Here is a 25,741-nt window from a genome sequence, read left to right as displayed (position 1 = left end):
CGGCCGCGCGAAGGCGAATTTGATCGACAGCGGCGCGCGCCGCCCCTAACGGCGCGCGCCTATGGCGACCATCGTCCCCCTTGCCAATGTCGACCCCGCGCTGATCGAGGCGCTGCTCGACCGTGCCTTCGGGCCGGATCGTCATGCGCGCACCGCATACCGCATCCGCGAAGGCATGGACTGGCTCCCCGCGCTCAGCTTTGCGGCGATCGACGACGACGGTTACCTGGTCGGCACGATCCAGCTCTGGCCGGCGGCGCTTACCGACCCGGAGGGCCGCGCCCATCCGATGATCATGGTCGGCCCGGTCGCGGTCGTGCCCGAGCGGCAGAACGAAGGCTTCGGCAAGGCGCTGATGCTTGCCGCGCTCGGCGCGCTGGAGCCCGGCGCCCTGCCGCAGGTGATGATTGGCGATCCGGAATACTACGGCCGCTTCTTCGGCTTCACCGCAGCGCCAACTGGCGGGTGGCACTGCCCCGGTCCCTTTGATTCCGAGCGCCTGCTGGTCCGGTGCGACAATCCGGCGGTTCTGCCGGCAAAGGGGATGCTGGGTCCGTGGCCGGAAACCTTGGCGAATTGAGCGCGCCGTGGCATCGGACAGCCGATGCCATATCAACCCCCTCCCGAACTTGCCGGACTGACGCTCGACGAAATCGCCGAGCAGGTCGCAGCGCGCGAGCTGCCGCCGGTCGAGGAATGGCGTCCGGAGAGCACGGGCGACAGCCGCATGCGCATCGCGGCCGACGGCACCTGGTATCACGACGGCGGTCCCATCACCCGTCAGGCAATGGTGCGCGCCTTTTCCGGGCTGCTGACGCGCGATGACGATGGACAGCACTGGCTCGTCACCCCGTTCGAGAAGCTTTCGATCGAGGTCGAAGACGCGGCCTTCATCGCAACCGACGTGGTTCGGCGCGACGGCGATCTCGCCTTCCGCCTCAACACCGACGAACTGATCGTTGCCGGCGCGGACAATCCGCTGCGTGCCGGCGGGGAGATCGAAACGCCCGCGATCTATCTCGCCGTGCGGCGCGGATGCGAGGCGCGGCTGAACCGCAGCACGTGGCAGCAACTCGCCGAGATCGCGCTGTCCGAAGGCGACGGGCGCACGGTTGCGAGCGGGGGCGAAACCTTCCCCCTTCTGCCGCGATGAGCTCGCTTTTCGACCGCCTCGAAGCCCTGTTCGAGCAGGGGCACCGCGCGGACATTCCCGACCTGCTAACCGACGAGCGCTTTGCCGACGCCAGTCGCACTGCGGACGCAGCAGTGCTGATCGCGGTGACCGACCGCCCCTCCCCCGGCGTGATCCTGACACAGCGGCCGCACGGCATGCGCGATCACCCCGGTCAGGTCGCTTTTCCGGGCGGGAAGATCGATCCGGGAGAAACCGCGGTCGAAGCCGCCTTGCGCGAGGCCGAGGAGGAGCTCTCCATGCGCCCGGACCATGTGCGCGTGATCGGCACGACCGACCGCTACCAGACAGGCACCGGCTTCGATGTCACGCCAGTGCTTGGCGTCGTGCCGCCCGACCTACCGCTGGTCGCCAACCCCGGCGAGGTCGAGGCATGGTTCGAGGCGCCGCTCGACCTGCTGCTCGACCGAGAAAACTGGACCGAGCACGAGGTCTTCTGGCGCGGGGCGACCCGGCGCTACCTCGAGTATCACTACGAGGGGTTCCGTATCTGGGGGGTGACCGCGGCGATCATCGCCAACCTCGCCCGCCGGCTCGAATACAAGGCGCTGTTCGATGGCTGAGCGCCTGCCCCCTGCCGAATGGACGCAGCGCGCCGACCTTGCCGCACTCGTCGCGGCGCTGGGCGCGGACAACGTGCGCTGGGTCGGCGGCGCGGTGCGCGACACGCTGCTCGGGCATGAAGTGCGCGATATCGACGCTGCCACCCCGCTCGAACCGGCGACCGTGATCGATCGGCTGCGATCGGCCGGGATCAGGACGGTCCCGACGGGGATCGACCACGGCACCGTCACGGCGGTCCTGCCCGGGGGGCCTGTCGAGATCACCACGCTCCGCCGCGATGTCTCGACCGACGGCCGCCGCGCAACGGTCGCCTTCGCGCAAAACTGGCGCGAGGATGCCGCCCGGCGCGATTTCACGATCAACGCGCTCTACGCCGAGCCCGACACGCTCGAGATCTTCGATTGGTTCGGCGGGCTAGCCGATCTCGCGGCGCAGCGTGTGCGGTTTATCGGCGATGCGCGCCAGCGCATCCGCGAGGACCACCTACGCATCCTGCGCTATTTCCGCTTTCAGGCGCGCTTCGGCGCCGAACTCGATGGCGCGGCGGAAAAAGCCTGTGCGGAGCTTGCCGCGACGCTCAAGGGCCTCTCGCGAGAGCGGATCGCCGGCGAACTGCTCAATCTGCTCGGCCTTCCCGATCCTGTCGACACGGCCGCACGGATGCTCGCGCTTGGAGTATTGCCAGTGGTTCTGCCGGAGGCGGGCGCCAAGGGGATCGAGGCGCTCCGCCGCCTCGTCGCGAACGAGCGGGCGGCAAACATTGCGCCCAACCCGATCCGCCGCCTCGCGGCGCTCCTGCCCGCGCTGCCCGCAGTGGCCGAAACCGTCGCCGCGCGCCTGCGCCTGTCGAGGGCGCTGCGCGAGCGGGTCACTCGCGCCGCCGCACGCCAGGCGGGCGATGCGCTGCAACCGCACGCGCTGGCCTACCGCGAGGGCCTGGACAGCGCGATCGATCGCCTGCTGCTCGCGGGCGCCGACGTTTCGCCGCTGATCGGCTGGCAGGTGCCGGAGCTTCCGCTCAAGGGCGGCGAGATCGTGAGTCGCGGGGTTGCCGCCGGGCCTGAAGTCGCCCGCACGTTGCGGCAGGTCGAATCCCGCTGGATCGACGAAGGCTTCCCCGGGCGCGACCGGGTGAACCGTATCCTGGATGAGGTACTCGGAGGCATCTGAGGTTGCTTCATCCGGGTTTAATGTGGAAATGGTACACCGTGTTCATCGCCGATAGGCAGGACATGCCATCGCGTGCCTCGCTCGCGGTGGGCCTCCCGCCCGGTTCGTCCGGGCATGCGGGTTCCTGCTCTTGCAGCGGGGCGCTAGGCGCCGAAGGACATTCCAGACCTTCGAAGGGCGCACCCGTGATCCAAACTGGCTGATACTCGTGCGGGTCTCGCGTCGTACAGCTTTGCGTTTGACATGAAATAATTACGGAGTGGAATTATGAAGTTCTCGAAAATGGCCATTGCCGCCATCGCCGCCGCCGGGATCGCGACGGCTGCACATGCTCAGGGCGTCACCGTCGGCGCAACCGTCTACGGCCCCGAGGGCAATTCGGTTGGCACGATCGAGAGCGTCGCCGATGGCGTCGTGACCGTGGATACCGGCAAGCACAAGGCGCCGCTGCCCTCCAACGCCTTCGGTCAGGGCGACAAGGGCCCGACCATCACCGTCACCAAGGCGCAGCTCGACGGGATGCTGGACGAACAGCTCGCCGCGGCCAACGCCAAGCGTGACGCCGCGCTGATCGAAACCGCTACCGTCGTCACAGCGGACAACCAGCCGCTCGGCATCGTGAAGAGCGTCGCGGGCAACACCGTGATCGTTAGCGGCGGCCAGGGCGACCTGAACCTTCTGCGCGAGCACTTCGCGGTCAACCAGAGCGGCCAGCTCATGGTGCTGTTCACCGACGCGCAGCTCGACCAGGCGATTGCTGCCCAGGGTGCGACCGGACAGAGCCCGGCGGCCGGCGGCGCACAGGCCGACACGACGGCTGGCGCTACCGAATAAGCTTCATCTTCAGGTTGCAAGGAAGGGGCCGGGTGCGGAATGTCCGCGCCCGGCCCCTTTTCTTTGATCGCCGGAGCGCGGCAGACCAGATCTAGAAACGATTGTCCTTCGGGAAGCCCTGCGGCGGCAAGCGGCCCGCCGCGCCGCGCGCGACCTTCCACTGCCAGATCTCGGTCTCGGTCCGGGTGCGCCCCGTCTCCCCGCCCATCGTCCAGCTCAGGCCGTCCGCGAGCGTGAACGTGATCGCATCGCTGAGGCCGCCGTCGCGGTAGCGCTGCAGCGTCACGCCCTGCCCGCGCGCCAGCATCGGCAGTTCCTCCAGGTTGAAGACCACAAGTTTGCGGTTGTCGCCGACCACGGCAACGTGATCGTGCGGCTCGGCAATCTCGCGGACTACGCGCAGCTTGGCATCGCCCTTCAGGTTCACCACCTGGCGCCCCTTGCGCGTTTCGGCCAGGATTTCATCGGTGACAGCCGCAAAGCCCTTGCCCGTGGTAGCGGCCAGAAGGAGCTGCCCCTTGGGCTTGTGGACCATCAATGCAATGACCTGCGCTTCGGGATCGATGTCCAGCATGTTCCGGATCGGTTCGCCGAAGCCCCGCGCGCCCGGCAGCTTGTCGGCGCCGAGCGTGTAGATGCGCCCGTCGTCGGCCACGACCAGCAGCTTGTCGGTGGTCTGCGCATGGAGGGCGAAGGCCGGACCGTCGCCCTCCTTGAACTTGAAGTCGCCCGCGAGATCGACGTGGCCTTTCGCGCCGCGGATCCAGCCTTTCTGCGAGAGGATCACCGTCACCGGCTCCTTCTCGATCATCGCGTCCATGCTGAATTCGACCGCGGGCGCCGCCTCGGCCACGGTCGTCCGGCGGCGGCCGAGCGCGGTGTCCTCGCCATATTCCTTGCGCAGCGCGCCCAAGTCCCGCTTCAGCCGCGTGCGTTGCCGTGCCGGGCTGTCGAGCAGCTTGTTGAGCTCGTCCTGCTCCTTCAGCAGCGCGTCCTTCTCCTGCCGCAGCTGCATCTCCTCGAGCTTGCGCAAGCTGCGCAGCCGCATGTTGAGGATCGCCTCGGCCTGACGGTCGGTGAGGCTGAACTCCGCCATCATCACCGGCTTGGGCTCGTCCTCGGTGCGGATGATCTCGATCACCCGGTCGAGGTTGAGGAAGGCGATGATGTAGCCTTCGACCAGCTCCAGCCGTCGCGCGATCTGCTCGAGCCGGTGGCGGCTGCGGCGCTGGAGGACGTCGATCTGGCTCGCGACCCAGTGCGTCAGCAGTTCCTTCAGGCCCATGACCATCGGGGTGCGGTGCGCGTCGAGCACGTTCATGTTGAGCCCGAAGCGCGTCTCGAGGTCACTCAGCTTGTAGAGCGATTCCTTGAGCAGTTCCGGATCGACGTTGCGGCTGCGCGGCACGAGCACGAGGCGGATCTTCTCGTCGCTCTCGTCGCGAATGTCCTCTAGGATCGGCAGCTTCTTGTCGGCGATGAGCTGGGCGATCTGCTCGATCAGCTTGCCCTTCTGCACCTGATAGGGGATTTCGCTGACGACGAGCTGCCACTGGCCGCCGCCGAGGCGCTCTATCCCCGCCTCGCGATCCTCCATCTTCTCGGCCTCCGCGGCATGGAAGCGCGCACGGACGCGGAAGCTGCCGCGGCCGGTTTCATAGGCCTGGGAGATCATCTCGGGACTGTCGACGATCAAGCCCCCGGTCGCGAAGTCCGGCCCCTGGAACAGCTCCATCAGCCGCGCGTGCTCGACATGGGGGTTGTCGATCAGCTCCAGCGTCGCATCGACAACCTCGGCGACGTTGTGGCTCGGAATGTTGGTCGCCATGCCCACCGCGATGCCGCTGGCGCCGTTGGCAAGCAGGTTGGGGAACAGGCCCGGGAAGACCTCCGGCTCCTGCTCCTCGCCGTTGTAGGTGGGGATGAAATCGACCGTTCCCTCGTCGAGCCCTTCCATCAGGCGCAGCGCGGTCTTGGTCATGCGCGCTTCGGTGTAGCGGTAGGCCGCGGCATTATCGCCGTCGATATTGCCGAAGTTCCCCTGCCCCTCGACCAGCGGATACCGCAGCGCGAAATCCTGCGCGAGCCGCACCATCGCGTCGTAGACGCTGGCGTCGCCGTGCGGGTGATACTTGCCGATCACGTCGCCGACCACGCGCGCGGATTTCTTGAACGCGCTGGCCGGGTCGAGCTTGAGCTGCCGCATCGCCCACAACAGGCGGCGATGAACCGGCTTCAGCCCGTCGCGCAGGTCGGGCAGTGAACGCGCCGTGATCGTCGAGAGCGCATAGACCAGATAGCGCTCTTCCAGCGCGGAATCGAACGGCGCGTCGACGATCGCGTCGAAGGGATCTTTTTCGTCTTGCAGGGTCGCCATGCCCCTCGCCCTAGCAGGGCAACGGTCGAGCTAACAGAGCGGAACGAGGCGCTTTCCCCACACGTTGCGACGGCACATCAAGCGGAAAGGAGATCACCATGAAACGCGTTCTCATCCTCGCAACCGACGGCTTCGAACAGTCCGAGCTGATGGATCCGCGCGAGAACCTACAGAAGGCCGGAATCGAAACGGTCATCGCCAGCCTCGAAGACGGTGAGATCCGCGGCTGGAAGGAGAAGGACTGGGGCGAAAGCATCAAGGTCGACCTCACCGTCGGGGAAGTCGGCGTCGGCGACTACGACGCACTGCTACTCCCCGGCGGGCAGATCAACCCGGACATCCTGCGAATGAACGAGAAGGCGGTTGCGATCGTGCGCGAGTTCGACACCGCGGGCAAGCCGATCGCCGCGATCTGCCACGCGCCATGGCTTCTCGCCGAGGCCGGGATCCTCGAAGGCAGAACGGTGACGAGCTGGCCGTCGATCCGGACCGACCTCAGGAATGCAGGCGCAGAGGTGGTCGACCGTGAGGTGATGACGGACGGCAATCTCATCACGAGCCGCTGCCCCGACGACATTCCCGCCTTCTCCGAGGCATTGATCGAGCGCCTGCGGTCCGATCAGCGGGACGCCGCCTAGCGCGCGAAGAGGCTGACCAGCTCGACGTGGGTCGACCAGACGAACTGGCCCACCGGGCGAACGCGCTCCAGCCGGTAGCCGACTTCCACGAGCCGCGCCGCATCGCGGGCCCAGCTCGACGGGTTGCAGCTTACGTAAGCGATCCGCGGCACGGTGCTTTCGGCGAGGCGCGAGACCTGCTCTCGCGCGCCGGCGCGCGGCGGGTCGAGCAGGATGGCATCGAAGCGGCCGAGTTCTTCGGGCTGGAGGGGATTGCGGAACAGGTCGCGGTGCATGGCATGGACCGCCCTTCCCGATCTACCCGCGGCCGACTTGCACGCGAGATGGGCGTCGCGCGCGGCCTCGATCGCCAGCACTTTCGCGGTTTCGGCCAGCGGGAACGAGAACGTGCCGAGGCCCGCGAACAGGTCGGCGACCACGCCGGCACCGGCGAGCCATTCGCGCACGGCACGGGCAAGCGCCGCTTCGCCGTCAGCGGTGGCCTGGAGAAAGCTGCCGCTGGGGAAGCCGACCGGAATACCCGAGAGCGACACCGTCACCGGTTCGGGCTCCCACACCGGCTCGGGACCATAGCCCTGATCGAGCGTGAGCCGCGCGAGCCGGTTCTCCTGCGCGAAAGCGAGCAGCGCCTCGGTTTCCTCAAGGCCCTCGACGGGCAGGTTGGCCAGCGCGCAGTCCACGCCCTGGTCGGTCAGGGCCAGCTCGATATCGACTGCGAAGCGCCCCTTGCGGCGCCCAAGCAGGGCACGAAGCGCGGGCACGAGCGCGAACAGCTCCGGCCGCAGGATATGGCACTCGCGCATGTCGACTACGCGGTGCGAGCCCGCCTCGCGGAAGCCGATCACCGGCTTTCCCCCGGCGGAGAGCGCGTGCAGCGTGCACCGGCGGCGGCTGCGCGGCGGCGAAAGATGGGGCGCGAACAGTTCGCCGATCGCCACACCCTGCGACTGCGCGGCGAAGGCCACCCGCTCGCTGACATAGCGTGCGATCGATGGCTCGTCGCAATGCTGGAGCTGGCATCCGCCGCAAGTGCCGAAATGGCGGCAGGGCGGAACCGCATGGTGCGGGCCGGGCGCTAGCGATCCGTCGGGCAGGAGCACGTCGCCGGGCGCGGCATAGGGCGCGTGCCGCCCATCGGCGGTGACACCATCGCCCTTGGCGGCGATGCGGACGATCTCGGATGCTTCGCTCACAGGAAGCGCGCGTAGGCGGGTTTGACGGCGTGCGCCAGTTCGTCCGCGATGAACGCCGCGCCGGCGATCCGCGCGGCCTCGTGCTGGAGCCAGACGGCCTGGTCCGCGGCTTCGAACGCCGAGAGCCCCGTGGCCATGCGGCTCGCAGCGATTCCCGCGAGCACGTCGCCGGTACCCGCTGCCGAAAGCCAGCTCGGGCCCGGGGCGAACAGACGCACTCGTCCGTCGGGCGCACAGAGCACGGTGTCGGGCCCTTTGGCGAGCACCGTCAGCCCGCTCGCCTCGGCCAGCGCCCGGGCCTTGGCGCGCTTTCCCTGGGCGGAAATCCCGTAGGTCTGGCACAAGTTCGCGAGCTCGCCCTCGTGCGGCGTCGCCAGCGTCTCGCCGGTAAAGACTCGGCGCTCGAGCAGCCCCAGCGCTTCGGCATCGAGAACCAGCGGTCCGCCACGCGCTAGCGCGGCTGCGAGCCGGGCTTTCGCCGCATCGTCGCGCCCCAGGCCCGGCCCGACGAGCACGGCGCCGATCCGCTCGTCGGCGAGCGCCTCGTCGAGGCGCGCGTCGCTGACCACCAGCGCCGCGGGCGTGGCCGGATGCGAATGGTCGGCGAGCAGCCTCACGTTGCCCGCCCCTGCGTGCATCGCCGCCTGCGCCGCGAGTAGCGCGGCGCCGGGCATCGCTCCGCCGACCACTGCGAGCAGGCCGCGGCGGTACTTGTGCGCATCGGGCGCGGGCGGTTCGAAGCGCGGCCGCGCCGACAGCGAAGCCGCCGCCCCCGTCTCGCCGATGCCGATGTCGATCAGCCGCGGCGCGCCCATCGCGGCAGAGGAGGGCATCGTCCAGTGCGCGAACTTCCACGCGCCGAGCGCGAGCGTCAGGTCGTAGCGCGGCAGGCCCCGGTTGAGCAGCGCCCCGCTGTCGCTCTCGACGCCGCTCGGCAGATCGACCGCGATCATCTGGCCGTGGCTCGCCGCGAGGCTGCCCAGCAAGGCAAGCAGTTCGTCCGACAGCGGCCGCGTCAGCCCGCTGCCGAACAGACAATCGACGAGCACTGCGCCGCGCCGTCCTTCGCCCGCCGCGACCGCGCCGCGATAGAGCGCCCGCGCGTTTCTCGCCGCCTCGGTCCTGGGTTCGACCGATGCGACCACGAGCACGTCCAGCCCACGTTGCCGCAACACTTCGGCGATCACGTAGCCGTCGCCGCCATTGTTGCCGGGGCCGCAGAGCACCGTCACCGGCCGCCCGGCGGCGAGCCGCCAGACCCACTCCGCCGCGCCGCACCCGGCGCGCTGCATCAGCGTCTCGACGCTGGTTCCGCCATCGATCAGCGCCTGCTCGGCCGCCTGCATTTCGGCGACCGTGAGGACCGGATCATTCGCCGGCATCGCCGCCTTGCTGCGGGCGCGCGGGGAAGCGGTAGCGGTCGCCCGCCACGCTGACTTCCAGCAGCTCGCCCGTCAGTTCCTGTTCCACCGGATCGGCTCCGTCGAAAGCCGAGAGCCCGCGTCCGCCTGTCATTTGCTCGAAGCGGCGAAAGCCGCCGTCGGGGTGGCGGACGGTAAGGACGGTCACACCGTCCGCTTCGCCGCGCTCCACCAGGCAGTCGACCCCGAATTCGGCGCCCGGCCCGATCGCGCATTCGATCCGCTGCGCGCCTTCCTCGGCCTGCGCCTGCACCGCCGCATCGCCGGAGCAGGCGGCGAGCGCCAGTGCCCCTGCGACGGCGGTGGAGACGTGCCTCACTTGCGCGCCAGTTGGGAAACGTCGCGCACCGCGCCGCGCGCGGCGCTGGTGGTCATCGCGGCATAGGCCTTGAGCGCAGTCGAGACCTGCCGCTTGCGCTTCTCCACCGGTTGCCATGCCGCATCCCCCTTCGCGTCCATCTCCGCGCGCCGGCGCGCGAGCTCTTCGTCGGACAAGTCCAGATGGATCGTCCGCCCGGGAATGTCGATGGCGATCCTGTCGCCGTCCCGAACCAGGCCGATGGCCCCGCCCTCCGCCGCTTCGGGCGAGACGTGGCCGATCGAGAGCCCCGAGGTGCCGCCGGAGAAACGCCCGTCGGTCAGAAGTGCGCAGGCTTTCCCGAGGCCCTTCGATTTGAGATAGCTCGTGGGATAGAGCATTTCCTGCATCCCCGGCCCCCCGCGCGGCCCTTCGTAGCGGATCACGACGACGTCGCCTTCGCCCACCTGGTCCATCAGGATCCCGGAGACCGCCGCGTCCTGGCTCTCATAGACTTTCGCGGAGCCGGAGAACTTGAGGATGCTCTCGTCCACGCCAGCGGTCTTAACGATGCAGCCGTCCTCGGCGATATTGCCGTAGAGAACCGCGAGGCCGCCGTCCGTGCTGAAGGCGTGCTCCGCCGAGTGGATCACGCCATCGCGCCGGTCGAGATCGAGCGCGTCCCAGCGGCGGTTCTGGCTGAAAGCGGTCTGCGTCGGCACGCCGCCGGGCGCGGCGCGGAAGAATTCCTGCACCGCGGGACTGTTGGTGCGCGCAATGTCCCAGGAGTCCAGCGCGTCGGCCAGAGTCGGACTGTGGACGGTGGGCACGGCGGTGTTAAGCAGTTCCGCGCGGTCCAGCTCGCCCAGGATCGCCATGATCCCGCCGGCGCGGTGAATGTCCTCCATGTGAACGTCCGCCTTGGTCGGCGCGACCTTGCAGAGGCAGGGCACGTGGCGGCTCAGCCGGTCGATATCGGCCATCGTGAAGTCCACCCCCGCCTCGTGCGCGGCGGCGAGCAGGTGGAGCACGGTGTTGGTCGATCCGCCCATCGCGATGTCGAGGCTCATCGCGTTTTCGAACGCCGAAATGTTCGCGATGGTGCGCGGCAGGACGCTGGCGTCGTCCTCCTCGTACCAGCGGCGGCACAGCTCCACCACCAGCCGCCCGGCGCGCAGGAAGAGCTGCTTGCGGTCGGCGTGGGTCGCCAGCGTCGACCCGTTGCCCGGCAGCGAGAGGCCGAGCGCTTCGGTCAGGCAGTTCATCGAATTGGCCGTGAACATGCCCGAGCACGAGCCGCAGGTGGGGCACGCCGAACGTTCGATCGCGGCCACTTCCTCGTCGGTGTAGCTCTCGTCGGCGGCGGCCACCATCGCATCGACCAGGTCGAGCGCGACTTCCTTGCCCTTCAGCACGACCTTGCCCGCCTCCATCGGCCCGCCCGAGACGAACACGACCGGAATATTGATCCGCAGCGCCGCCATCAACATGCCCGGCGTGATCTTGTCGCAGTTGGAAATGCACACCATCGCATCGGCACAGTGGGCGTTGACCATGTACTCGACGCTGTCGGCGATCAGGTCGCGGCTCGGCAGCGAATAGAGCATGCCGTCGTGGCCCATCGCGATCCCGTCGTCGACAGCGATCGTGTTGAATTCCTTCGCCACGCCGCCCGCCCCCTCGATCTCGCGCGCGACCATCTGGCCCAGATCCTTGAGGTGGACGTGACCAGGCACGAACTGGGTGAAGGAGTTGACGACGGCGACGATCGGCTTGCCGAAATCGTCATCCTTCATGCCCGTCGCGCGCCACAGCCCGCGCGCGCCGGCCATGTTACGGCCGTGGGTCGAAGTGCGGGAGCGGTAGGCGGGCATGACGAATTCCAGATGTTGCGGGATTGGGGTTCCGGCCACCCCTAAAGCATCGCGCGCAGCGGTCGAAAGGGAAATTCTTTTGCCGGCAACAGCTCTGCGCCCTTCGGTTCCCCTAGGTGCTCCTGGGTGCCGCTAGGTGCCCTTCAGGGCAAGCACCGTCCGGCGGGCAATATCCGCCACGAGCCCGGCCCAGCGCACCTGGTCGACCTCGCGTTCGACCATGTCCTGACGGACCTCGATCGTGAGGTACGGCCGGCCATGCGCCTCCGCATGACGGTTCATCGTCGCGTTGAGCTGCTTGCCCGAATAGGGCTGATTGTCGCCGACGGTCAGCCCTTCCTCGGCGAACAGGCGGATGGCGTGCCGCGCGGCCCGATCGTCCTGGTTATAGAGCAGTGCCACCTCCCACGGACGCTCCTCACCCCCGCTCTCGAGCCGCGGCGTGAAGCTGTGGAGCGCCACGATCAGCTCGGGCCGCGCAGCGTCGAGCCATTCTTCGAGTGCCGCATGATAAGGCCTGTGGAACCGCGCCAGCCGCTCCTCAAGATCGGCGTCGACGTTGCCCGGGATCACGTACCCGTCGCTGGCGGTCGGAACGACGGCGGGCGAATCCTCTTCCCGATGCAGATCGCAGACGAGGCGGCTGATGCAGGCAATATGCGCCGGAATGCCGTGGCCCAGCGCCATCTGCTCCGCGACGCCCTCCACACCGATGTCGACCGCGATGTGCTTGCCCAGCAGATCGGGTGCGATGCCGAGCGGAATGTCGTCGGGCACGAAGCTGGACGCGTGGTCCGCGACGCACACGATCCCGCCCGGCGCGACCTCGCCAACGTGCCGAAAGGGCGAATAGCCGGTCATCTCAGCTTTCCTTGCATTTGCCACCAGTCGGGATGGTCCGAGGCGAGCCGAGCCGCCGCATCGGCCAGAGCATCGCCGTTCTCGAAGAGGGCGAAGCACGTCGCGCCGGAACCCGACATGCGGCTCGCGAAGGAACCCGATCCATGCAGGGCGGCGAGAACATCCGCGATCTGCGGGCATTGTGCGATGGCAGGCGCTTCGAGATCGTTGCGCCCCTCGCGCATGGCCTGCGACGCGGGGCCATCGGGCAGCGGACCCAGGTCCTTTGCATCCCAGGCCGCAAACACGGCCGCCGTCGCAAGCGGCACGCGCGGGTTCACCAGCAGCACGGGCGTTCCCGCGAGGTCGTTCTCCAGCGGCGCGAGCTCCGTCCCGGTGCCGCGCCCGATGCAGGCCTCGCTCTCGACGCAGGCCGGAACATCCGCTCCGAGACGGGCGGCGCGCTCTTGCCAGTCGTCGGGCAAGCCGTAGCGCTCGCGGATCATGCGGAACACCGCGCCGGCGTCGGCGGAGCCACCTCCGAGCCCGGCGGCGACCGGCAGGCGCTTGTCCAGCGTCACCGCCAGTCCGTCGGCGCGCGGCAGCTTGCCGAGCGCCCCGGCGGCGATGTTGCCGAACGGATCGTCGAGCGCTCCGGCGAATTCGCCGGTCACCGTCAGACTGTCCTGCGCCGCAGCGCGCGCGGTCAGTTCGTCGCCCGCGTCAACGAAGGCGAAGGCCGTCTCGAGCTCGTGATAGCCGTCCGCGCGCCGCCGGCGGACGTGCAGCGCGAGGTTGATCTTGGCGTAGGCGGTTTCGCGCATCAGAGCCCTCTCCCCTTCAGGGGAGAGGGTTGGGAGAGGGGGATGTCGCGCACGCCAAATGCCCCCCTCTCAACTCCGGCTAGGCGCTTCGCGCCAAGCCTGCGTATCTCTCCCCTGAAGGGGAGAGAGAAAGATCCGCACACCGCCTGCAATTCCTCACATATTCGGATAGTTCGGACCGCCGCCGCCCTCGGGCGTCACCCATTCGATGTTCTGGTTCGGGTCCTTGATGTCGCAGGTCTTGCAGTGGACGCAGTTCTGCGAGTTGATGACGAACTTGGGATCGCCTTCCTCGACATCGACCCATTCGTAAACGCCGGCCGGGCAATAGCGGGCGGAAGGGCCGGCAAAGACCCCGAGCTCGCTCGCCTCCTGCAAGGCCATGTTCTTGACCTTGAGGTGGCAGGGCTGGTCCTCGGCATGGTTGGTGTAGGAATAGGAGACCGAGGTGAGCCGGTCGAAACTGATCACGCCGTCGGGCTTGGGATAGTCGATCGGCCGGTGAAGGTCGGCCCGGTGCGTGTGCGTGTAATCGGGCGTGTGCTTCATCGTGATCGGCAGGCCGATGCCGAGCGTGCGCATCCACATGTCGATTCCGGCGAGAGCCGTGCCGATGTCGCCGCCGAACTTGGCGACGGCGGGCTGCGCATTCTTCACCTTCTTGAGCTCGTCCGCGATCCAGCTCGAACGGACGGCGGCGTCGTAATCCGACAGCTCGGTCTTTTCGCTTCCGTCCGAGATCGCAGCGGCGACTGCTTCCGCGGCCAGCATGCCGCTCTTCATCGCGGTGTGACTGCCCTTGATCCGCGGCACGTTGACGAAACCCGCAGCGCAGCCGATCAGCGTGCCGCCGGGGAACGCCAGCTTCGGCACAGACTGCCAACCACCCTCGTTGATCGCGCGCGCGCCGTAGGCGACGCGTTTGCCGCCTTCGAGGTACTCACGGATCGCCGGGTGGTGCTTCCAGCGCTGAAATTCGTGAAACGGCGAGACGTAGGGGTTCTCGTAGTCGAGCGCGGTGACGAAGCCGATCGCGACCTGTCCGTTCGCCTGATGGTAGAGGAAACCGCCGCCCCAGGTGTCGCTTTCCGAAAGCGGCCAGCCCTGTGTGTGGATCACGCGACCGGGGACGTGCTTCTCGGGATCGATGTCCCACAACTCCTTGACGCCGAGCCCATAGACCTGCGGCTGACAATCCGCCTCCAGGTCGAACTTCGCCTTCATCCGCTTGGTCAGGTTGCCCCGCGCGCCCTCGGCGAAGAGGGTGTACTTGGCGTGGATCTCCATGCCCGGCTGGTAGTCGGGCTTGTGACTGCCGTCGGCGGCGACGCCCATGTCCTGCGTCACCACACCGGCAACCGCGCCGCTCTCGTCGAACAGCACGTCGGCGGCCGGGAAGCCCGGGAAGACCATCACGCCCAGCGCCTCAGCCTGCTCGCTGAGCCAGCGGGTCAGATTGCCGAGAGACCCCGTGTAGCAACCATCGTTCGACAGGAACGGCGGCATCAGCAGGTGCGGCATGGACCACTTGCCCGACTTGCCCAGGATCCAGTGCCAGTTGTCGGTCACCGGCGTTTCCGCCATCGGGCAGTTCTGCTCGCGCCATTCGGGGAGCAGTTCGTCGAGCGCGATCGGATCGACCACTGCGCCCGAGAGGATGTGTGCGCCGATCTCCGATCCCTTTTCGAGAACGACGACTTCGAGCGCATCGTTGATCTGCTTGAGACGGATCGCCGCGGCGAGGCCGGCAGGGCCCCCGCCGACGATCACGACGTCGCACGGCATCGATTCGCGTTCGCTCATTTCCGGTTCGGTCCTTCGAATATTGCGTTGACGAGGCTTGGATCATGCCTTGATTGCTGCGGCGGGGCAGGTCAAGACCGCAGCCGAGATGGCCGAACGCCCGCCCCCGCCCCTTCCCGACCAGCTGGCCGCCGCCTTCGACTGGTGGCGCGAGGCCGGCGTCGATTGCGATTTCGCCGAGGACGCTACGGATTGGCTGGCTCCGCCGGAGGACGAAGCGGCCGAGCCGGCTCCCATACCAGTGGCGGCGGCTCCCGCGCCGCTGGCACCGCAGGCGGAAGCGCCGCCGAAAATCGACGCTGACCGCTCCGCCTGGCCGAAGGATCTCGCGGCATTTCGTCAATGGTGGCTCACCGCCGACACGCTCGACCACGGCGGCGCCTTTCCTCGTGTGGCGCCCGTGGGGCCGGCCCGGGCGGCGCTGATGATCGTCGTCAACCAGCCGGAAGACAGCGACGGCGAACGGCTCCTGTCAGGGCCGGAGGGCGCGCTCCTGCAGGGGTTCCTGCGCGCAGCGGGCATTGCCGCCGATGCAGTCTATCTCGCGTCCCTTCTGCCGCGCCACGACCCTGCCCCTGACTGGAGCGCGATCCGTTCCGCCGGGTTCGGCGAATTGCTCGCCCACCAGATGGGCCTGGCCGAACCCCGGCGTATCCTCTTCCTCGGGCGCAACATCCCACCGCTGTTGGGACACGACATGGCGCAACGTCCTGCAATTTTACCGGAATTTAACCATGAAGGGCGAAGCATTCCTGCCATGGGGGCCGGAGGGCTCGCGGATATGCTCCGTTCAGCGAAGCGGCGCGAGCGGTTCTGGCGATGCTGGCTCGATTGGACGTATGGCGACGGACGGACGGATTAAGCGGGGTTGGAAGCTGGCGGCAGCGGTTGCCGCTGTTCTCGCGTCCGCGATCGTGGCGGCACCGGCCGCAGCGAACAGCAGCGCGGAATATTTCCGCTCCCGCGCTCTCAACAGCAATGTCCCGCAACTGCTGAGCCGGCCCGACGGCGAATACTATTCGCAGCTCTTCCAGGCGATCGACCGCGAGGATTGGGCGCGGGTCCAGGCCATGTTCGCCGAACGCGGCGACGGGCCGCTGCACCAGGTCGCGCGCGCCGAATATTATCTCGCCGCCAACAGCCCCCGGGTCGAACTTCCGGCCATCCAGGCTTGGTTTGCCTCGGGCAGCCGCTTGCCGCAGGCCGAGCAGATGGGCAATCTCGGCCTGACCCGCGGGCTCATGTCGGCTCCGTACTTGCCGCAAGAGCGGAGTTTCGTGCGGCAGCCCTACGCTTCCAAGCGAGTGCGCCCCGCCACTGTCGGCGACGGCACGATGCCGAGCGACGTGCGCGCGGCGATCCTGGAGCGGATCACCAACGACGACCCCGGCGGCGCACGTCTGCTGCTCGATGGCGTCGATGCCCTGCTCAGCCCGCCCGCGCGCGCCGAATGGCGCCAGCGCGTCGCGTGGAGCTACTACATCGAGAACAACGATCCCGCCGCGCTGGCGCTGGCCTTGACGGCGCGGCAGGGGTCCGGCGCGTGGGTGGCGGAAGGCGACTGGGTCGCCGGGCTCGCTGCCTGGCGCATGGGCGATTGCGACATGGCGGCGGATGCCTTCCGGCGGGCCGCCAGCGGATCGACCAACAACGAACTCACCGCGGCTGCCTTCTATTGGGCAAGCCGCGCACTGGTCCGCTGCCGTAACCCGGAAGGGGCGGACGAGCAGTTGCGCGGTGCAGCGCGGTTCGACGAGACGCTCTATGGCATGCTCGCCCGCGAGCAGCTCGGCCAGGCTTTGCCCCAGACGCACGCCGGCGCCGACTTCGCGATGGAGGACTGGCAGAAGCTGCGCGAGAATGAGAACGTGCGGATCGCCATCGCGCTTGCGGAAATCGGGCGCGACGATCTGGCGGACGAGGTCCTGCGGCACGAGGCACGGATCGGCAATCCCGAGAATTACGACGAGCTCTCACGCCTCGCGCGCGACATGGGGCTGCCCTCCACCCAGCTCTGGATGGCCCACAATGCCCCGCGCGGCGCGGCGGCCGAGCCGGCACTGCGCTATCCCGCACCGCGATGGGCGCCGGTCAACGGATGGAAGGTGGACCCCGCGCTCGCCTACGCGCACACGCTGCAGGAATCGGTTTTCCGCGCCGATGCCGTCAGCCCGGCGGGTGCACGCGGCCTGATGCAGATCATGCCCGCTGCGGCGATAGACCATTCGGGCAGGCTCGGCGTTGCCGGCTCGCCCAGCGATCTCGCGCGGCCGGAGATCAACCTCGCCTTCGGGCAAGCGCATCTCCGGATGCTCCGCGACGCGCCGGCGACGGGCGGGCTGCTGCCGAAGGTCATGGCCGCCTACAATGCAGGCCTCACGCCGATCGGCCGCTGGAACACCGAAGTGCGCGATCTCGGCGATCCGCTGCTCTACATGGAGAGCATCCCGTATTGGGAGACGCGCGGCTACGTCTCGATCGTCATGCGCAACTACTGGATGTACGAGCGCCAGGCGGGCGGTGCGTCGGAGAGCCGGACCGCGCTCGCGCAGGGACTGTGGCCGACCTTCCCCGAACTCTCTGGCGGCGGCGGAGTGCGCGTGACAGCGCGGGAGTGACCGCCTCTTCACGTCCGCGCCAGCGAGTGGCGTAATTTTTCACGCAAAGGCGCAAAGGCGCGAAGAGGTTCGGCCTCGGATATGGCGTCGGGCGTCCGAGCGTTGTTCACACGAAGACACGAAGATGTAGCGCGGCACGCGGTGGCGCACTCTCACCGCGCCGTCGCACCAAGCTCGTCTGCAAGAATCGGAGCTCGGCTTCGCCGCAGGCGCGCCATCTTCGTGTCTTCGTGTGAACCATTGGGCCCGGGGAGAGGTGAGACGACAGCCTCTTCGCGCCTTTGCATGAAAAACAAACTGGCGCTGCGGCAATGTTCCTTATATGTTCTACAAAATGGAACGCCGCCTCGACCCAGAAGTCCACGGCCGTGGCGCCCAGTCGGGCGCGGTGCCGACGCGATTCGGGCTGGCGGCACGCGAGGCAGATGGCGACTGGCGCGACCACATGGAGGCGCTCGACGGCCCACCGGTGAAGCTGCGCACGACGGTCACCGAGGAGCGGCCGAAGACAATCCTTTCCTTCAACCGCTCGCCCGACATCGCGTTCGATCGCTCCATCAACGCCTATCGCGGCTGCGAGCACGGTTGCGTCTATTGCTTCGCGCGGCCGACGCATGCCTATCACGACCTTTCGCCGGGCCTAGATTTCGAGACCAAGCTCTTTGCCAAGCCCGACGCCGCGCAACTGCTGCGCGAGACGCTGGCGAAGCCGAAGTACCGCCCTCGCCCGATCGCGATGGGCACCAACACCGATCCCTACCAGCCGATCGAGCGGCGTTACCGCATTACCCGCCAGATCCTGGAGGTGTGTCTTGATGCGCGCCATCCGGTCACGATCACCACCAAGTCCGACCGTGTGCTCGACGATCTCGATCTTCTCGCTGCAATGGCCGAGCGGCGATTGGTGGCGGTGGCGATCTCGATCACCACATTCGATCCCAAGCTGTCGGGCAAGCTCGAACCGCGTGCCGCCGCGCCGGCGAAGCGCCTCGCGGCACTGGGAAAATTGGTCGAGGCGGGCGTACCGGCGCATTGCTCGATCGCGCCGATCATCCCCGCGATCACCGACGAATTCATGGAGGAGATCGTCGCGCGCGCGGCCGCGCTCGGCGTGCGCTCGGCCGGCTGGATACCGCTACGCCTGCCGCACGAGGTCGCTCCGCTGTTCCGCGAATGGCTCTCGGTCCATTTCCCCGAGCGCGGCGACAAGGTCATGTCGATCGTCCGCTCGATCCGAGGCGGGCGCGACAACGATCCGGACTTCTTCACCCGTATGAAGCCGAGCGGCGTGTGGGCCGACCTCTTCCGCGCCCGCTTCCGCATCGCCTGCAAACGCGCGGGAATCGGAAAGGAACGGTTCGAGCTCGATTGCTCGCAGTTCAGGCCGCCGGAGATCGGCGGGCAGATGCGGCTACTCTAAGCGGTGTGTGACGGCTCCGCGTGACGGAAGAATACGGCTGCGGCGATCCAGGGGAGCATGAGCACGATTGTCTGCGGCCAGATCGCATAACCGCGCGACGCGGCTACCGCCCCCAAAAGAGCGAGACCCCCTGCTGCGCCGATGGAGGTGAGCGTCAGGCCCGATGCTCGGAACCGCACCAGCACCGCCGCAACGACAACGAGCGCAAGCAGTCCGAAGTACAGAAGGTTGAACGGATCGGCCTCGTTCCCTGCGATCCCAACAGCCAGGTTCGCCCAGACGGTGAAGAGTACGGCACCGAGCGCGAAACCTGCTCCAACGCGGTATGCGAGCTTGGCCGATTGGCGAAACAGGGTTTCCGCGATCAGTCCGATCGTGCCCAGCATGATTGCCGCAACGATGAAGTCGAAAGCCGTCCAGTCCACCTCGCTGGTGAACTGCATTGCGACAAGCGGCGCGCAAAGGACAAGGCCAGCGGCCGACCACGCGGCGATGCGGGTCACGTTCGCGGTGGACATTCGCACATCGGAATTCATCGCGCGTCACCTTTGTGGAGCGAATAATAATCCACACCGCTCCCGGACGCTACCGAAAGGCGCCGTCAGAACCCCTCCCCACCCTCGCCCGGCTTGAAGCGCACGAGGCGGCTGTCTGCCAGCGCAGCAGTGCGATTGACGACAGCCTGCTGGTAATCCGGGTCCTTGATCATCTCGAAAAACGCTGCGCTGTTCGGGTATTGCGCGACGAAGCCATCGTGCCAGCGGCGATCCTCCGGACCGGTCACCATCGCCTGGAAGGCGCCGCGCCAGACGATCGTGCCGCCCACGCGTCGGAAGATGGGACCGGAGGTTGCGCCGTATTCTTCATAGGCGCGGCGGCCGGTCCAGCCTTTGCCGACGTGTTCGTGACCGTCCGGATATTCAGCCTCGTCGCGGTAGAGCAGCAGGTTGAGCATGTGGATCGGCTCGTCGCGCGGGAGAGCCTTGAAGCTGTCGAAGTTCGCACGGCTGGGGTCGATGTAGGCGGTCATTCGCTCCTCCGTCATTCCTCAAGCACATAATCCGCGAACCGCGTGCGCAAGTCCTTCTTGCTGATCTTGCCGGTTGCGGTGTGCGGGATCTCGTCGACGAATTCGACCGCGTCGGGCAGCCACCACCTGGCGACCAGCGGTTCGAGGTGCTCGATCACATCCCCGGCCGTCAGGTCCTGCCCCTGCTTCTTCACCACGAACAGCACCGGGCGCTCGTCCCACTTGGAATGCGGCATGCCGATCGCGGCGGCCTCGGCAACGTGCGGATGGCCGCAGGCGGCGTTCTCGAGCTCGACCGAGCTGATCCACTCCCCGCCCGACTTGATCACGTCCTTGGTCCGGTCGGTCAGTTGCAGCGTGCCGTCGGGGTGGAGGATGCCGACGTCGCCGGTGTCGAACCAGCCGTCCGCGGTTACCGCGTCCTCCTCCGCCTTGAAGTAGCGCTTGATGATCCACGGCCCGCGGATCTGCAGCGCGCCCGCGGTCTTGCCGTCGCGGGGCAATTCCTTCGTCCAGTCGTCGAGGTCGACCGTGCGCAGCTCCACGCCGAACACCGGGCGGCCCTGACGCGTGACGATGTCGACCTGCTCCTCGAAAGGCAGGCTGTCCCAATCGGGTGTCGGCGCGCCGACGGTGCCGATCGGGCTGGTCTCGGTCATGCCCCAGGCGTGGGCGACGCGACTGCCGTTCTTCATCAGCCGCTCGATCATGAAGCGCGGCGCGGCCGAGCCGCCGATGATCGCCTGCTGCAGCTTGGGCAGCGGCGTGCCGGTGGCGTCGCAGTGCTGGAACATCGCCAGCCACACCGTCGGCACGCCGGCGGAATGGGTCACGCCCTCCCGCTCGAGAAGCTCGCACAGAACGGCCGGATCGTTGACGGCCGAATAGACGAACTTCACTCCGGTCATCGCGCCCGCCCAGGGCAGGCCCCAGCTCGCCGCATGGAACATCGGCACGACCGGCAGCATCACGCTGCGCGCATCGAAATCGAAACTGTTCGGCTGAACTCCCGCCATGGCGTGCAGCATGGTCGATCGGTGTTCGTAGAGAACGCCCTTGGGATGCCCGGTCGTGCCGCTGGTGTAACAGAGCATGCAGGGATCGCGTTCATCGACCGCGACCCAGTTCGCTCCACCGTCATGAGCGCCAATCCAGTCCTCGAAGGCCAATCCAGAGAACCCTGCCGGCGGATCGTAGCAGATGTAGTGCTCGATCGTGGTCCACTTCTCGCGCATCTTGTCGACGATCGGCTGAAACGCCGCGTCGTAGAGCAGCACCCGATCCTCGGCGTGGTTGGCGATATATTCGAGCTGATCGTCGAACAGGCGCGGGTTGATCGTGTGGAGCACCCCGCCGGCCCCTACCGCGCCGTACCAGCTCACCAGATGGCGCGAGTGGTTCATGGCCAGCGTCGCGATCCGGTCGCCCTTCTCGATGCCGAGCGCCTGCAGGGCCTGCACCATCTTCAACGCATCGCTCCGCACGCTGGCCCAGGTGGCGCGCGTTTCGGTGCCGTCGGCCCAGTGGGTCACGTGCTCGCGCGCGCCGTGTTCGCGAGCGGCGTGGTCGATCAGGTGGGTGACCACGAGGTCCCAGTCCTGCATGGCTCCAAGCATCAGCATTTCTCTCCCGTTAGATTTCTCTTTGCCACTTTCATGCCGCCGCTTGCGCGGCTTGGCAATCGGCGGCAGGCGGGATGAATGAATCCATTCCAGCAATCGAAGATTTATCTCGTCGAACACCTGCATCTCGCGAGGGACGCGCTGCACATCTACGTCGCGCTGATCGTCCTGTTCGGATCGTGCGTCCTGTTCGGATGGAAGGTGCACCAGTGGAAGCCGTGGCTACTGGTGCTGTTCGCCGCTTTTGCGGGCGAGATCCTCGATATTCGGGGAATGCCCGGCCCATTCGAGAGCGCCATCGGTCGCGAGAACGTGAAGGACATCCTCAACACCATGGCGGTCCCGACCATCTTGCTGCTCGCGGCGCGCTACACGAATCTCTTCAACAGGTCGCAAACTGCCGCCGAGACGGTGCGGGACTCAGGCGACGAGGCGCAAGTGCCCGCCGCCCCGCTGGGTAGCCAGCGCGACGTTCTCTAGCCCGTCGATCTCCGCGAGGCGCTCCGCGAGTTCGCCGTCGAGCCGGTAGTCGCGGCCAAGCCGCAGAAGCGGTTCGCTCTCGCCGCCGATTTTCAACCGCACCTGCACTTCGCCGTGGCCGGGCGTGCCGATCTCCAGCGCCATCTTGAGCTCGGCGACGGCCTCGGCGCTGGTCACGTCCATCGTCAGCAGCATCCGCGATCCGCTTTTCACCTCGTCGAGCGGACGCGCCCCGCGCACGGTCACGCGCGGCGGCTCGTCCGGGCTGGGACTGTCGAGCTCGACGTTGAGCAGCACGCAGGTGCCCTCCGCCGCCCATTTCTGGAAACTCTCGACCAGCGTTTCCTCGAAGCAGGCCGCGCTGAACTGGCCCGAGCTGTCGGAGAAGTCCGCGCGCACGAATTCGCCGCCGCGGCGGGTGCGGCCCTTGTTCACCTTCTCGACCATCGCCGCCATCACCGCGGGCTGCCGGCCGCCGGCCGGGCCGCCCCCCTGCATCAGGCTCTGATAGCTGCGTGCGCCGTTGGCCGAGGCGACGGCGCGATACTGCTCGACCGGGTGGGCTGAGAAGTAGAAGCCGAAATTCTCGCGCTCCTTCGCCATGCGGTCGGCGCGGCTCCACGGCTCGGCATCTTTCAGCCGCAATGTATCGCCCGCCGCCTCCTCACCGCCGAACAGACCGACCTGCCCACTCTCGCGCTCGCGGTTCGCGGCATCCGCGACGGCGAGCAACATGTCGATGTTGGCGAACAGCTTCGCGCGATCCGGCTCGAGCCCGTCGAGCGCGCCCCCGCAGATCAATCCTTCAAGCTGGCGGCTATTCATCGACCCCTTCGGAATCCGCTCGAACAGGTCCTGCAGCGTTTCGAACCAGCCGTGCGCTTCGCGCTCTGCGGCAAGCGCCTCCATCGCCTTCTCGCCGACGTTGCGGATGCCCGCGAGCGCATAGCGCACGGCATAACCGTCGTCGGTCCGCTCCACGGTGAATTCGGCTTCCGAGCGGTTGATGTCGGGCGCCAGCACTTCGACCCCGCCCCGCCGCGCATCGTCGACGAACAACGCCAGCTTTTCCGACTGGTGCATGTCGAAGCACATCGAGGCGGCGTAGAACTCTTCGGGGTAGTGCGCCTTGAGCCATGCGGTCTGGTAGGCGAGCAGCGCGTAGGCCGCGGCGTGCGACTTGTTGAAGCCGTAGCCGGCGAACTTGTCGATCAAGTCGAACAACTCGTTCGCCTGCTTGGGTTCGATACCGGACACTTCCTTGCACCCGTCGACGAAGCGCTGGCGTTGCGCGTCCATCTCGGCCTGGACTTTCTTGCCCATCGCGCGGCGCAGCAGGTCGGCGTCGCCGAGCGAATAGCCGGCGAGGATCTGCGCCGCCTGCATGACCTGTTCCTGATAGACGAAGATCCCGTAGGTCTCGGCCAGGATGCCTTCGAGCTTGGGATGCGGATACTCGATCGGCACCTCTCCGCCCTTGCGCTTGCCGAACAGCGGGATGTTGTCCATCGGACCCGGCCGGTAGAGCGAGACGAGCGCGATGATGTCCTCGAACTTGGTCGGCTTCACCGCCGTCAGCGTGCGCCGCATGCCTTCCGATTCGAGCTGGAACACGCCGACCGTGTCGCCGCGCTTCAGCAGCTCGTAGACCGCCGGATCGTCCCACGCGAGCGCACCGAGGTCGACCTCGATCCCGCGCTTGGCGAGCAGGTCGACCGCTTTGCGCAGCACCGACAGCGTCTTGAGCCCGAGGAAGTCGAACTTCACCAGGCCGGAGCTCTCGACGTGCTTCATGTCGAACTGCGTCACCGGCATGTCCGAACGCGGATCGCGGTAGAGCGGGACGAGCTTTGCCAAAGGCCGGTCGCCGATCACCACCCCCGCCGCGTGGGTCGAGCTGTTGCGCGGGAAGCCTTCGAGCTGCATCGCGAGGTCGACGAGGCGCTTGACCTCGTTGTCGTTGTCGTACTCGCGCCTGAAGTCGGCCGCCCCGTTCAGCGCGCGCGGCAGGGTCCACGGATCGGTCGGATGGTTGGGCACCATCTTGCACAACCGGTCGACGTGCCCGTAGCTCATCTGCAGGATGCGCCCGCAGTCGCGCAGCACGGCGCGGGCCTTGAGCTTACCGAACGTGATGATCTGCGCGACGTGATCGTGTCCGTACTTACGTTGGACGTAGCGGATCACTTCGCCGCGACGGGTTTCGCAGAAGTCGATGTCGAAGTCCGGCATCGAGACGCGCTCGGGGTTGAGGAAGCGTTCGAAGAGCAGGCCGAGGCGGATCGGATCGAGGTCGGTGATCGTGAGCGCCCAGGCGACCAACGAGCCCGCGCCCGAGCCGCGGCCCGGCCCCACGGGAATGCCATTGTCCTTGGCCCACTTGATGAAGTCGGCAACGATCAGAAAGTAGCCGGGAAACCCCATCCCGACGATGATCTCGACCTCGAATTCGAGGCGCTTCTTGTATTCGAGAACCTCGTCCCAGATGCCGCCCGTCCGAAGCCTCTCGAACGCCTGCGCACTCGCTTCGAGCGCCTCGACCGACGGCGCGCACAGGGCGTCGACGAGCTCCGCATGGACGGATTCCGGATAGTAGGGTTCCAGCCGCGCGACGAGCCCCTTCCGAGCATCCTCCGCCAGCATCTTTGCCTCGCCCTCGAGATCGCCGGCAAGGCTCGGCAGGATCGGGGCGCGGCTTGGCGGGGCGAAGGCGCAGCGCTGCGCGATCACCAGCGTGTTCGCGGTCGCTTCAGGCAAGTCCTCGAACGTCTCGGCCATGTCATCCGCCGGCTTGACCCAGGCTTCGCGGTTGGAACGAGCGCGCTCGTCCGCCTCGATATGCGTCGAACCGGCGATGCAGAGCATGGCATCGTGCGCGGCGTACATATGCGGCTCGGCGAAGTTCGCCGGGTTCGTCGCCACCAGCGGCAGGTCGCGCTGGTACGCGAGGTCGATCAGCGCACCCTCAGCCGCATCCTCGACCGCATTGCCGCGCCGTGCGAGCTCGACGTAGAGCCGGCCGGGGAACAGAGCCTCGAGCCGGTCGAGCTGGGCATCGGCATGATCCCGCTGGCCGTCGGCGAGCAGCCGTGTCAGCGCACCCTCGCTCGCCCCGGTGAGCGCGATCAGACCCTCAGTACGCCCCTCCAGGTCGGCCAGCGCGACATGCGGTTCGAATTCGAGCGGCCGTTCCAGATGCGCCTTGCTTACGAGGTGGCAGAGGTTGTCGTAGCCAGCCTCGTCCTGCGCGTAGAGCGGCAGGTAGTCGACCTGCTTGCCCTCGGCATCGCGCGCCACGCCGAGCAGCGTTCCGACGATCGGCTGCACGCCCTCGTCGATACAGGCCTTGGCGAACATGACGGCGCCATAGAGCCCGTTGCGGTCGCAGATTGCGATCGCCGGGAAGCCGCGCTCCTTCGCCAGCTTGGCGATCGCCTTGGGATCGATCGCCCCTTCGAGCATCGAATACGACGACAGCACGCGCAAAGGAACGAAAGGGGCAAAAGGCATGGCCGGCAATATGCGGACCGCAGCAGGATTCGC

At 67.4% G+C, this 25,741-nt stretch carries 22 protein-coding genes; 10 read left to right on the top strand and 12 right to left on the bottom strand.

The window, feature by feature from the left end:
* Window positions 1–61 precede the first annotated feature (61 nt).
* The 5 genes from AC3A5N_RS05885 to AC3A5N_RS05865 all read left to right on the top strand — a co-directional run bounded on the left by AC3A5N_RS05885 (window position 62) and on the right by AC3A5N_RS05865 (window position 3,760).
* Entirely contained in the window at window positions 62–580 is a 519-nt protein-coding gene (locus AC3A5N_RS05885) for a GNAT family N-acetyltransferase (protein ID WP_487736388.1), read from the top strand.
* Between the two features lie 24 nt (window positions 581–604).
* A complete protein-coding gene (locus AC3A5N_RS05880) occupies window positions 605–1,153 on the top strand; it encodes a DUF1285 domain-containing protein (RefSeq protein ID WP_487736387.1) in 549 nt (182 codons plus the stop codon).
* A complete protein-coding gene (locus AC3A5N_RS05875) occupies window positions 1,150–1,755 on the top strand; it encodes a CoA pyrophosphatase (RefSeq protein ID WP_487736386.1) in 606 nt (201 codons plus the stop codon). The genes AC3A5N_RS05880 and AC3A5N_RS05875 overlap by 4 nt, the downstream gene beginning before the upstream one ends.
* Window positions 1,748–2,926 (top strand): CCA tRNA nucleotidyltransferase, encoded by a 1,179-nt coding sequence (locus AC3A5N_RS05870; RefSeq protein WP_487736385.1) that lies wholly within the window; start codon window positions 1,748–1,750, stop codon window positions 2,924–2,926. Before AC3A5N_RS05875 ends, AC3A5N_RS05870 begins: the two co-directional genes overlap by 8 nt.
* 267 nt (window positions 2,927–3,193) lie before the next feature.
* Window positions 3,194–3,760, top strand: coding sequence for a hypothetical protein (locus AC3A5N_RS05865; RefSeq protein ID WP_487736384.1), 567 nt, complete (start codon window positions 3,194–3,196; stop codon window positions 3,758–3,760).
* A gap of 91 nt (window positions 3,761–3,851) precedes the next feature.
* On the opposite strand, the gene parC is transcribed toward AC3A5N_RS05865, so the two are convergent.
* On the bottom strand, window positions 3,852–6,137 hold the full coding sequence (parC, locus tag AC3A5N_RS05860) for a DNA topoisomerase IV subunit A (protein ID WP_487736383.1): 2,286 nt from the start codon (window positions 6,135–6,137) through the stop codon (window positions 3,852–3,854).
* Between the two features lie 98 nt (window positions 6,138–6,235).
* Between parC and AC3A5N_RS05855 the strand changes: the two genes are divergently transcribed.
* Window positions 6,236–6,775 (top strand): type 1 glutamine amidotransferase domain-containing protein, encoded by a 540-nt coding sequence (locus tag AC3A5N_RS05855; protein WP_487736382.1) that lies wholly within the window; start codon window positions 6,236–6,238, stop codon window positions 6,773–6,775.
* On the opposite strand, the gene AC3A5N_RS05850 is transcribed toward AC3A5N_RS05855, so the two are convergent.
* From AC3A5N_RS05850 to AC3A5N_RS05820, 7 genes are all read right to left on the bottom strand, one after another.
* Complete coding sequence (locus AC3A5N_RS05850) at window positions 6,772–7,968, bottom strand: class I SAM-dependent RNA methyltransferase (RefSeq protein ID WP_487736381.1); 1,197 nt, start codon at window positions 7,966–7,968, stop codon at window positions 6,772–6,774. The two genes, AC3A5N_RS05855 and AC3A5N_RS05850, sit on opposite strands and share 4 nt — an antisense overlap.
* Entirely contained in the window at window positions 7,965–9,350 is a 1,386-nt protein-coding gene (locus AC3A5N_RS05845; RefSeq protein ID WP_487736380.1) for an NAD(P)H-hydrate dehydratase, read from the bottom strand. Before AC3A5N_RS05845 ends, AC3A5N_RS05850 begins: the two co-directional genes overlap by 4 nt.
* Entirely contained in the window at window positions 9,337–9,708 is a 372-nt protein-coding gene (locus AC3A5N_RS05840) for a hypothetical protein (RefSeq protein ID WP_487736379.1), read from the bottom strand. The genes AC3A5N_RS05845 and AC3A5N_RS05840 overlap by 14 nt, the downstream gene beginning before the upstream one ends.
* Window positions 9,705–11,561, bottom strand: a complete 1,857-nt coding sequence (ilvD, locus tag AC3A5N_RS05835; protein ID WP_487736809.1) for a dihydroxy-acid dehydratase — start codon at window positions 11,559–11,561, stop codon at window positions 9,705–9,707. Before ilvD ends, AC3A5N_RS05840 begins: the two co-directional genes overlap by 4 nt.
* A 132-nt stretch (window positions 11,562–11,693) precedes the next feature.
* Window positions 11,694–12,422, bottom strand: a complete 729-nt coding sequence (locus AC3A5N_RS05830) for an N-formylglutamate amidohydrolase (protein ID WP_487736378.1) — start codon at window positions 12,420–12,422, stop codon at window positions 11,694–11,696.
* The gene (locus tag AC3A5N_RS05825; protein WP_487736377.1) at window positions 12,419–13,225 is read right to left on the bottom strand and encodes a 4-(cytidine 5'-diphospho)-2-C-methyl-D-erythritol kinase; all 807 of its coding nucleotides are present in this window, start codon (window positions 13,223–13,225) and stop codon (window positions 12,419–12,421) included. The genes AC3A5N_RS05830 and AC3A5N_RS05825 overlap by 4 nt, the downstream gene beginning before the upstream one ends.
* 156 nt (window positions 13,226–13,381) lie before the next feature.
* Window positions 13,382–15,028 carry an electron transfer flavoprotein-ubiquinone oxidoreductase gene (locus AC3A5N_RS05820; protein WP_487736376.1) on the bottom strand — a complete coding sequence of 549 codons (1,647 nt, stop codon included), beginning with the start codon at window positions 15,026–15,028 and terminating at the stop codon, window positions 13,382–13,384.
* A gap of 88 nt (window positions 15,029–15,116) precedes the next feature.
* On the opposite strand from AC3A5N_RS05820, the gene AC3A5N_RS05815 reads away from it, so the two are divergent.
* The 3 genes from AC3A5N_RS05815 (at window position 15,117) to AC3A5N_RS05805 (ending at window position 19,066) form a co-directional block, all read left to right on the top strand.
* The gene (locus tag AC3A5N_RS05815; protein WP_487736375.1) at window positions 15,117–15,890 is read left to right on the top strand and encodes a uracil-DNA glycosylase family protein; all 774 of its coding nucleotides are present in this window, start codon (window positions 15,117–15,119) and stop codon (window positions 15,888–15,890) included.
* Window positions 15,868–17,646 carry a lytic transglycosylase domain-containing protein gene (locus AC3A5N_RS05810; protein WP_487736374.1) on the top strand — a complete coding sequence of 593 codons (1,779 nt, stop codon included), beginning with the start codon at window positions 15,868–15,870 and terminating at the stop codon, window positions 17,644–17,646. Before AC3A5N_RS05815 ends, AC3A5N_RS05810 begins: the two co-directional genes overlap by 23 nt.
* Window positions 17,647–17,980: 334 nt before the next feature.
* A complete protein-coding gene (locus AC3A5N_RS05805) occupies window positions 17,981–19,066 on the top strand; it encodes a PA0069 family radical SAM protein (RefSeq protein ID WP_487736373.1) in 1,086 nt (361 codons plus the stop codon).
* Here AC3A5N_RS05805 and AC3A5N_RS05800 read toward each other — a convergent pair.
* The 3 genes from AC3A5N_RS05800 to AC3A5N_RS05790 all read right to left on the bottom strand — a co-directional run bounded on the left by AC3A5N_RS05800 (window position 19,063) and on the right by AC3A5N_RS05790 (window position 21,712).
* Window positions 19,063–19,569: a hypothetical protein gene (locus AC3A5N_RS05800; RefSeq protein WP_487736372.1), complete on the bottom strand. Its 507-nt coding sequence runs from the start codon at window positions 19,567–19,569 to the stop codon at window positions 19,063–19,065. The genes AC3A5N_RS05805 and AC3A5N_RS05800 overlap by 4 nt on opposite strands.
* A gap of 98 nt (window positions 19,570–19,667) precedes the next feature.
* Window positions 19,668–20,096: a DUF1330 domain-containing protein gene (locus AC3A5N_RS05795; protein WP_487736808.1), complete on the bottom strand. Its 429-nt coding sequence runs from the start codon at window positions 20,094–20,096 to the stop codon at window positions 19,668–19,670.
* An 11-nt stretch (window positions 20,097–20,107) separates the two neighbouring features.
* A complete protein-coding gene (locus tag AC3A5N_RS05790; protein ID WP_487736807.1) occupies window positions 20,108–21,712 on the bottom strand; it encodes a long-chain fatty acid--CoA ligase in 1,605 nt (534 codons plus the stop codon).
* Between the two features lie 84 nt (window positions 21,713–21,796).
* Between AC3A5N_RS05790 and AC3A5N_RS05785 the strand changes: the two genes are divergently transcribed.
* The gene (locus AC3A5N_RS05785) at window positions 21,797–22,198 is read left to right on the top strand and encodes a hypothetical protein (protein ID WP_487736371.1); all 402 of its coding nucleotides are present in this window, start codon (window positions 21,797–21,799) and stop codon (window positions 22,196–22,198) included.
* Here the strand turns inward: AC3A5N_RS05785 and dnaE are convergent.
* Window positions 22,139–25,708, bottom strand: a complete 3,570-nt coding sequence (dnaE, locus tag AC3A5N_RS05780; RefSeq protein WP_487736370.1) for a DNA polymerase III subunit alpha — start codon at window positions 25,706–25,708, stop codon at window positions 22,139–22,141. The genes AC3A5N_RS05785 and dnaE overlap by 60 nt on opposite strands.
* Window positions 25,709–25,741: the final 33 nt, after the last annotated feature.

Source organism: Pelagerythrobacter sp. Soil_C_18 (assembly GCF_057657235.1).
The sequence above is the reverse complement of the archived record's forward strand: the minus strand, read 5'-3'. Positions and strand labels throughout refer to the sequence as shown.

What these genes read in the sequence shown, in the direction of transcription:
- AC3A5N_RS05865 (WP_487736384.1), top strand. Translation starts at nt 3,194, where the DNA reads ATGAAGTTCTCGAAAATGGCCATTGCCGCCATCGCCGCCGCCGGGATC.
- AC3A5N_RS05815 (WP_487736375.1), top strand. Translation starts at nt 15,117, where the DNA reads ATGGCCGAACGCCCGCCCCCGCCCCTTCCCGACCAGCTGGCCGCCGCC.
- AC3A5N_RS05805 (WP_487736373.1), top strand. Translation starts at nt 17,981, where the DNA reads ATGGAACGCCGCCTCGACCCAGAAGTCCACGGCCGTGGCGCCCAGTCG.
- AC3A5N_RS05785 (WP_487736371.1), top strand. Translation starts at nt 21,797, where the DNA reads ATGAATCCATTCCAGCAATCGAAGATTTATCTCGTCGAACACCTGCAT.
- AC3A5N_RS05820 (WP_487736376.1), bottom strand. Translation starts at nt 15,028, where the DNA reads ATGAGCGAACGCGAATCGATGCCGTGCGACGTCGTGATCGTCGGCGGG.
- AC3A5N_RS05795 (WP_487736808.1), bottom strand. Translation starts at nt 20,096, where the DNA reads ATGACCGCCTACATCGACCCCAGCCGTGCGAACTTCGACAGCTTCAAG.
- AC3A5N_RS05880 (WP_487736387.1), top strand. Translation starts at nt 605, where the DNA reads ATGCCATATCAACCCCCTCCCGAACTTGCCGGACTGACGCTCGACGAA.
- AC3A5N_RS05790 (WP_487736807.1), bottom strand. Translation starts at nt 21,712, where the DNA reads ATGCTTGGAGCCATGCAGGACTGGGACCTCGTGGTCACCCACCTGATC.
- ilvD (WP_487736809.1), bottom strand. Translation starts at nt 11,561, where the DNA reads ATGCCCGCCTACCGCTCCCGCACTTCGACCCACGGCCGTAACATGGCC.
- parC (WP_487736383.1), bottom strand. Translation starts at nt 6,137, where the DNA reads ATGGCGACCCTGCAAGACGAAAAAGATCCCTTCGACGCGATCGTCGAC.
- AC3A5N_RS05830 (WP_487736378.1), bottom strand. Translation starts at nt 12,422, where the DNA reads ATGACCGGCTATTCGCCCTTTCGGCACGTTGGCGAGGTCGCGCCGGGC.
- AC3A5N_RS05855 (WP_487736382.1), top strand. Translation starts at nt 6,236, where the DNA reads ATGAAACGCGTTCTCATCCTCGCAACCGACGGCTTCGAACAGTCCGAG.
- AC3A5N_RS05845 (WP_487736380.1), bottom strand. Translation starts at nt 9,350, where the DNA reads ATGCCGGCGAATGATCCGGTCCTCACGGTCGCCGAAATGCAGGCGGCC.
- AC3A5N_RS05875 (WP_487736386.1), top strand. Translation starts at nt 1,150, where the DNA reads ATGAGCTCGCTTTTCGACCGCCTCGAAGCCCTGTTCGAGCAGGGGCAC.
- dnaE (WP_487736370.1), bottom strand. Translation starts at nt 25,708, where the DNA reads ATGCCTTTTGCCCCTTTCGTTCCTTTGCGCGTGCTGTCGTCGTATTCG.
- AC3A5N_RS05885 (WP_487736388.1), top strand. Translation starts at nt 62, where the DNA reads ATGGCGACCATCGTCCCCCTTGCCAATGTCGACCCCGCGCTGATCGAG.
- AC3A5N_RS05810 (WP_487736374.1), top strand. Translation starts at nt 15,868, where the DNA reads ATGGCGACGGACGGACGGATTAAGCGGGGTTGGAAGCTGGCGGCAGCG.
- AC3A5N_RS05870 (WP_487736385.1), top strand. Translation starts at nt 1,748, where the DNA reads ATGGCTGAGCGCCTGCCCCCTGCCGAATGGACGCAGCGCGCCGACCTT.
- AC3A5N_RS05825 (WP_487736377.1), bottom strand. Translation starts at nt 13,225, where the DNA reads ATGCGCGAAACCGCCTACGCCAAGATCAACCTCGCGCTGCACGTCCGC.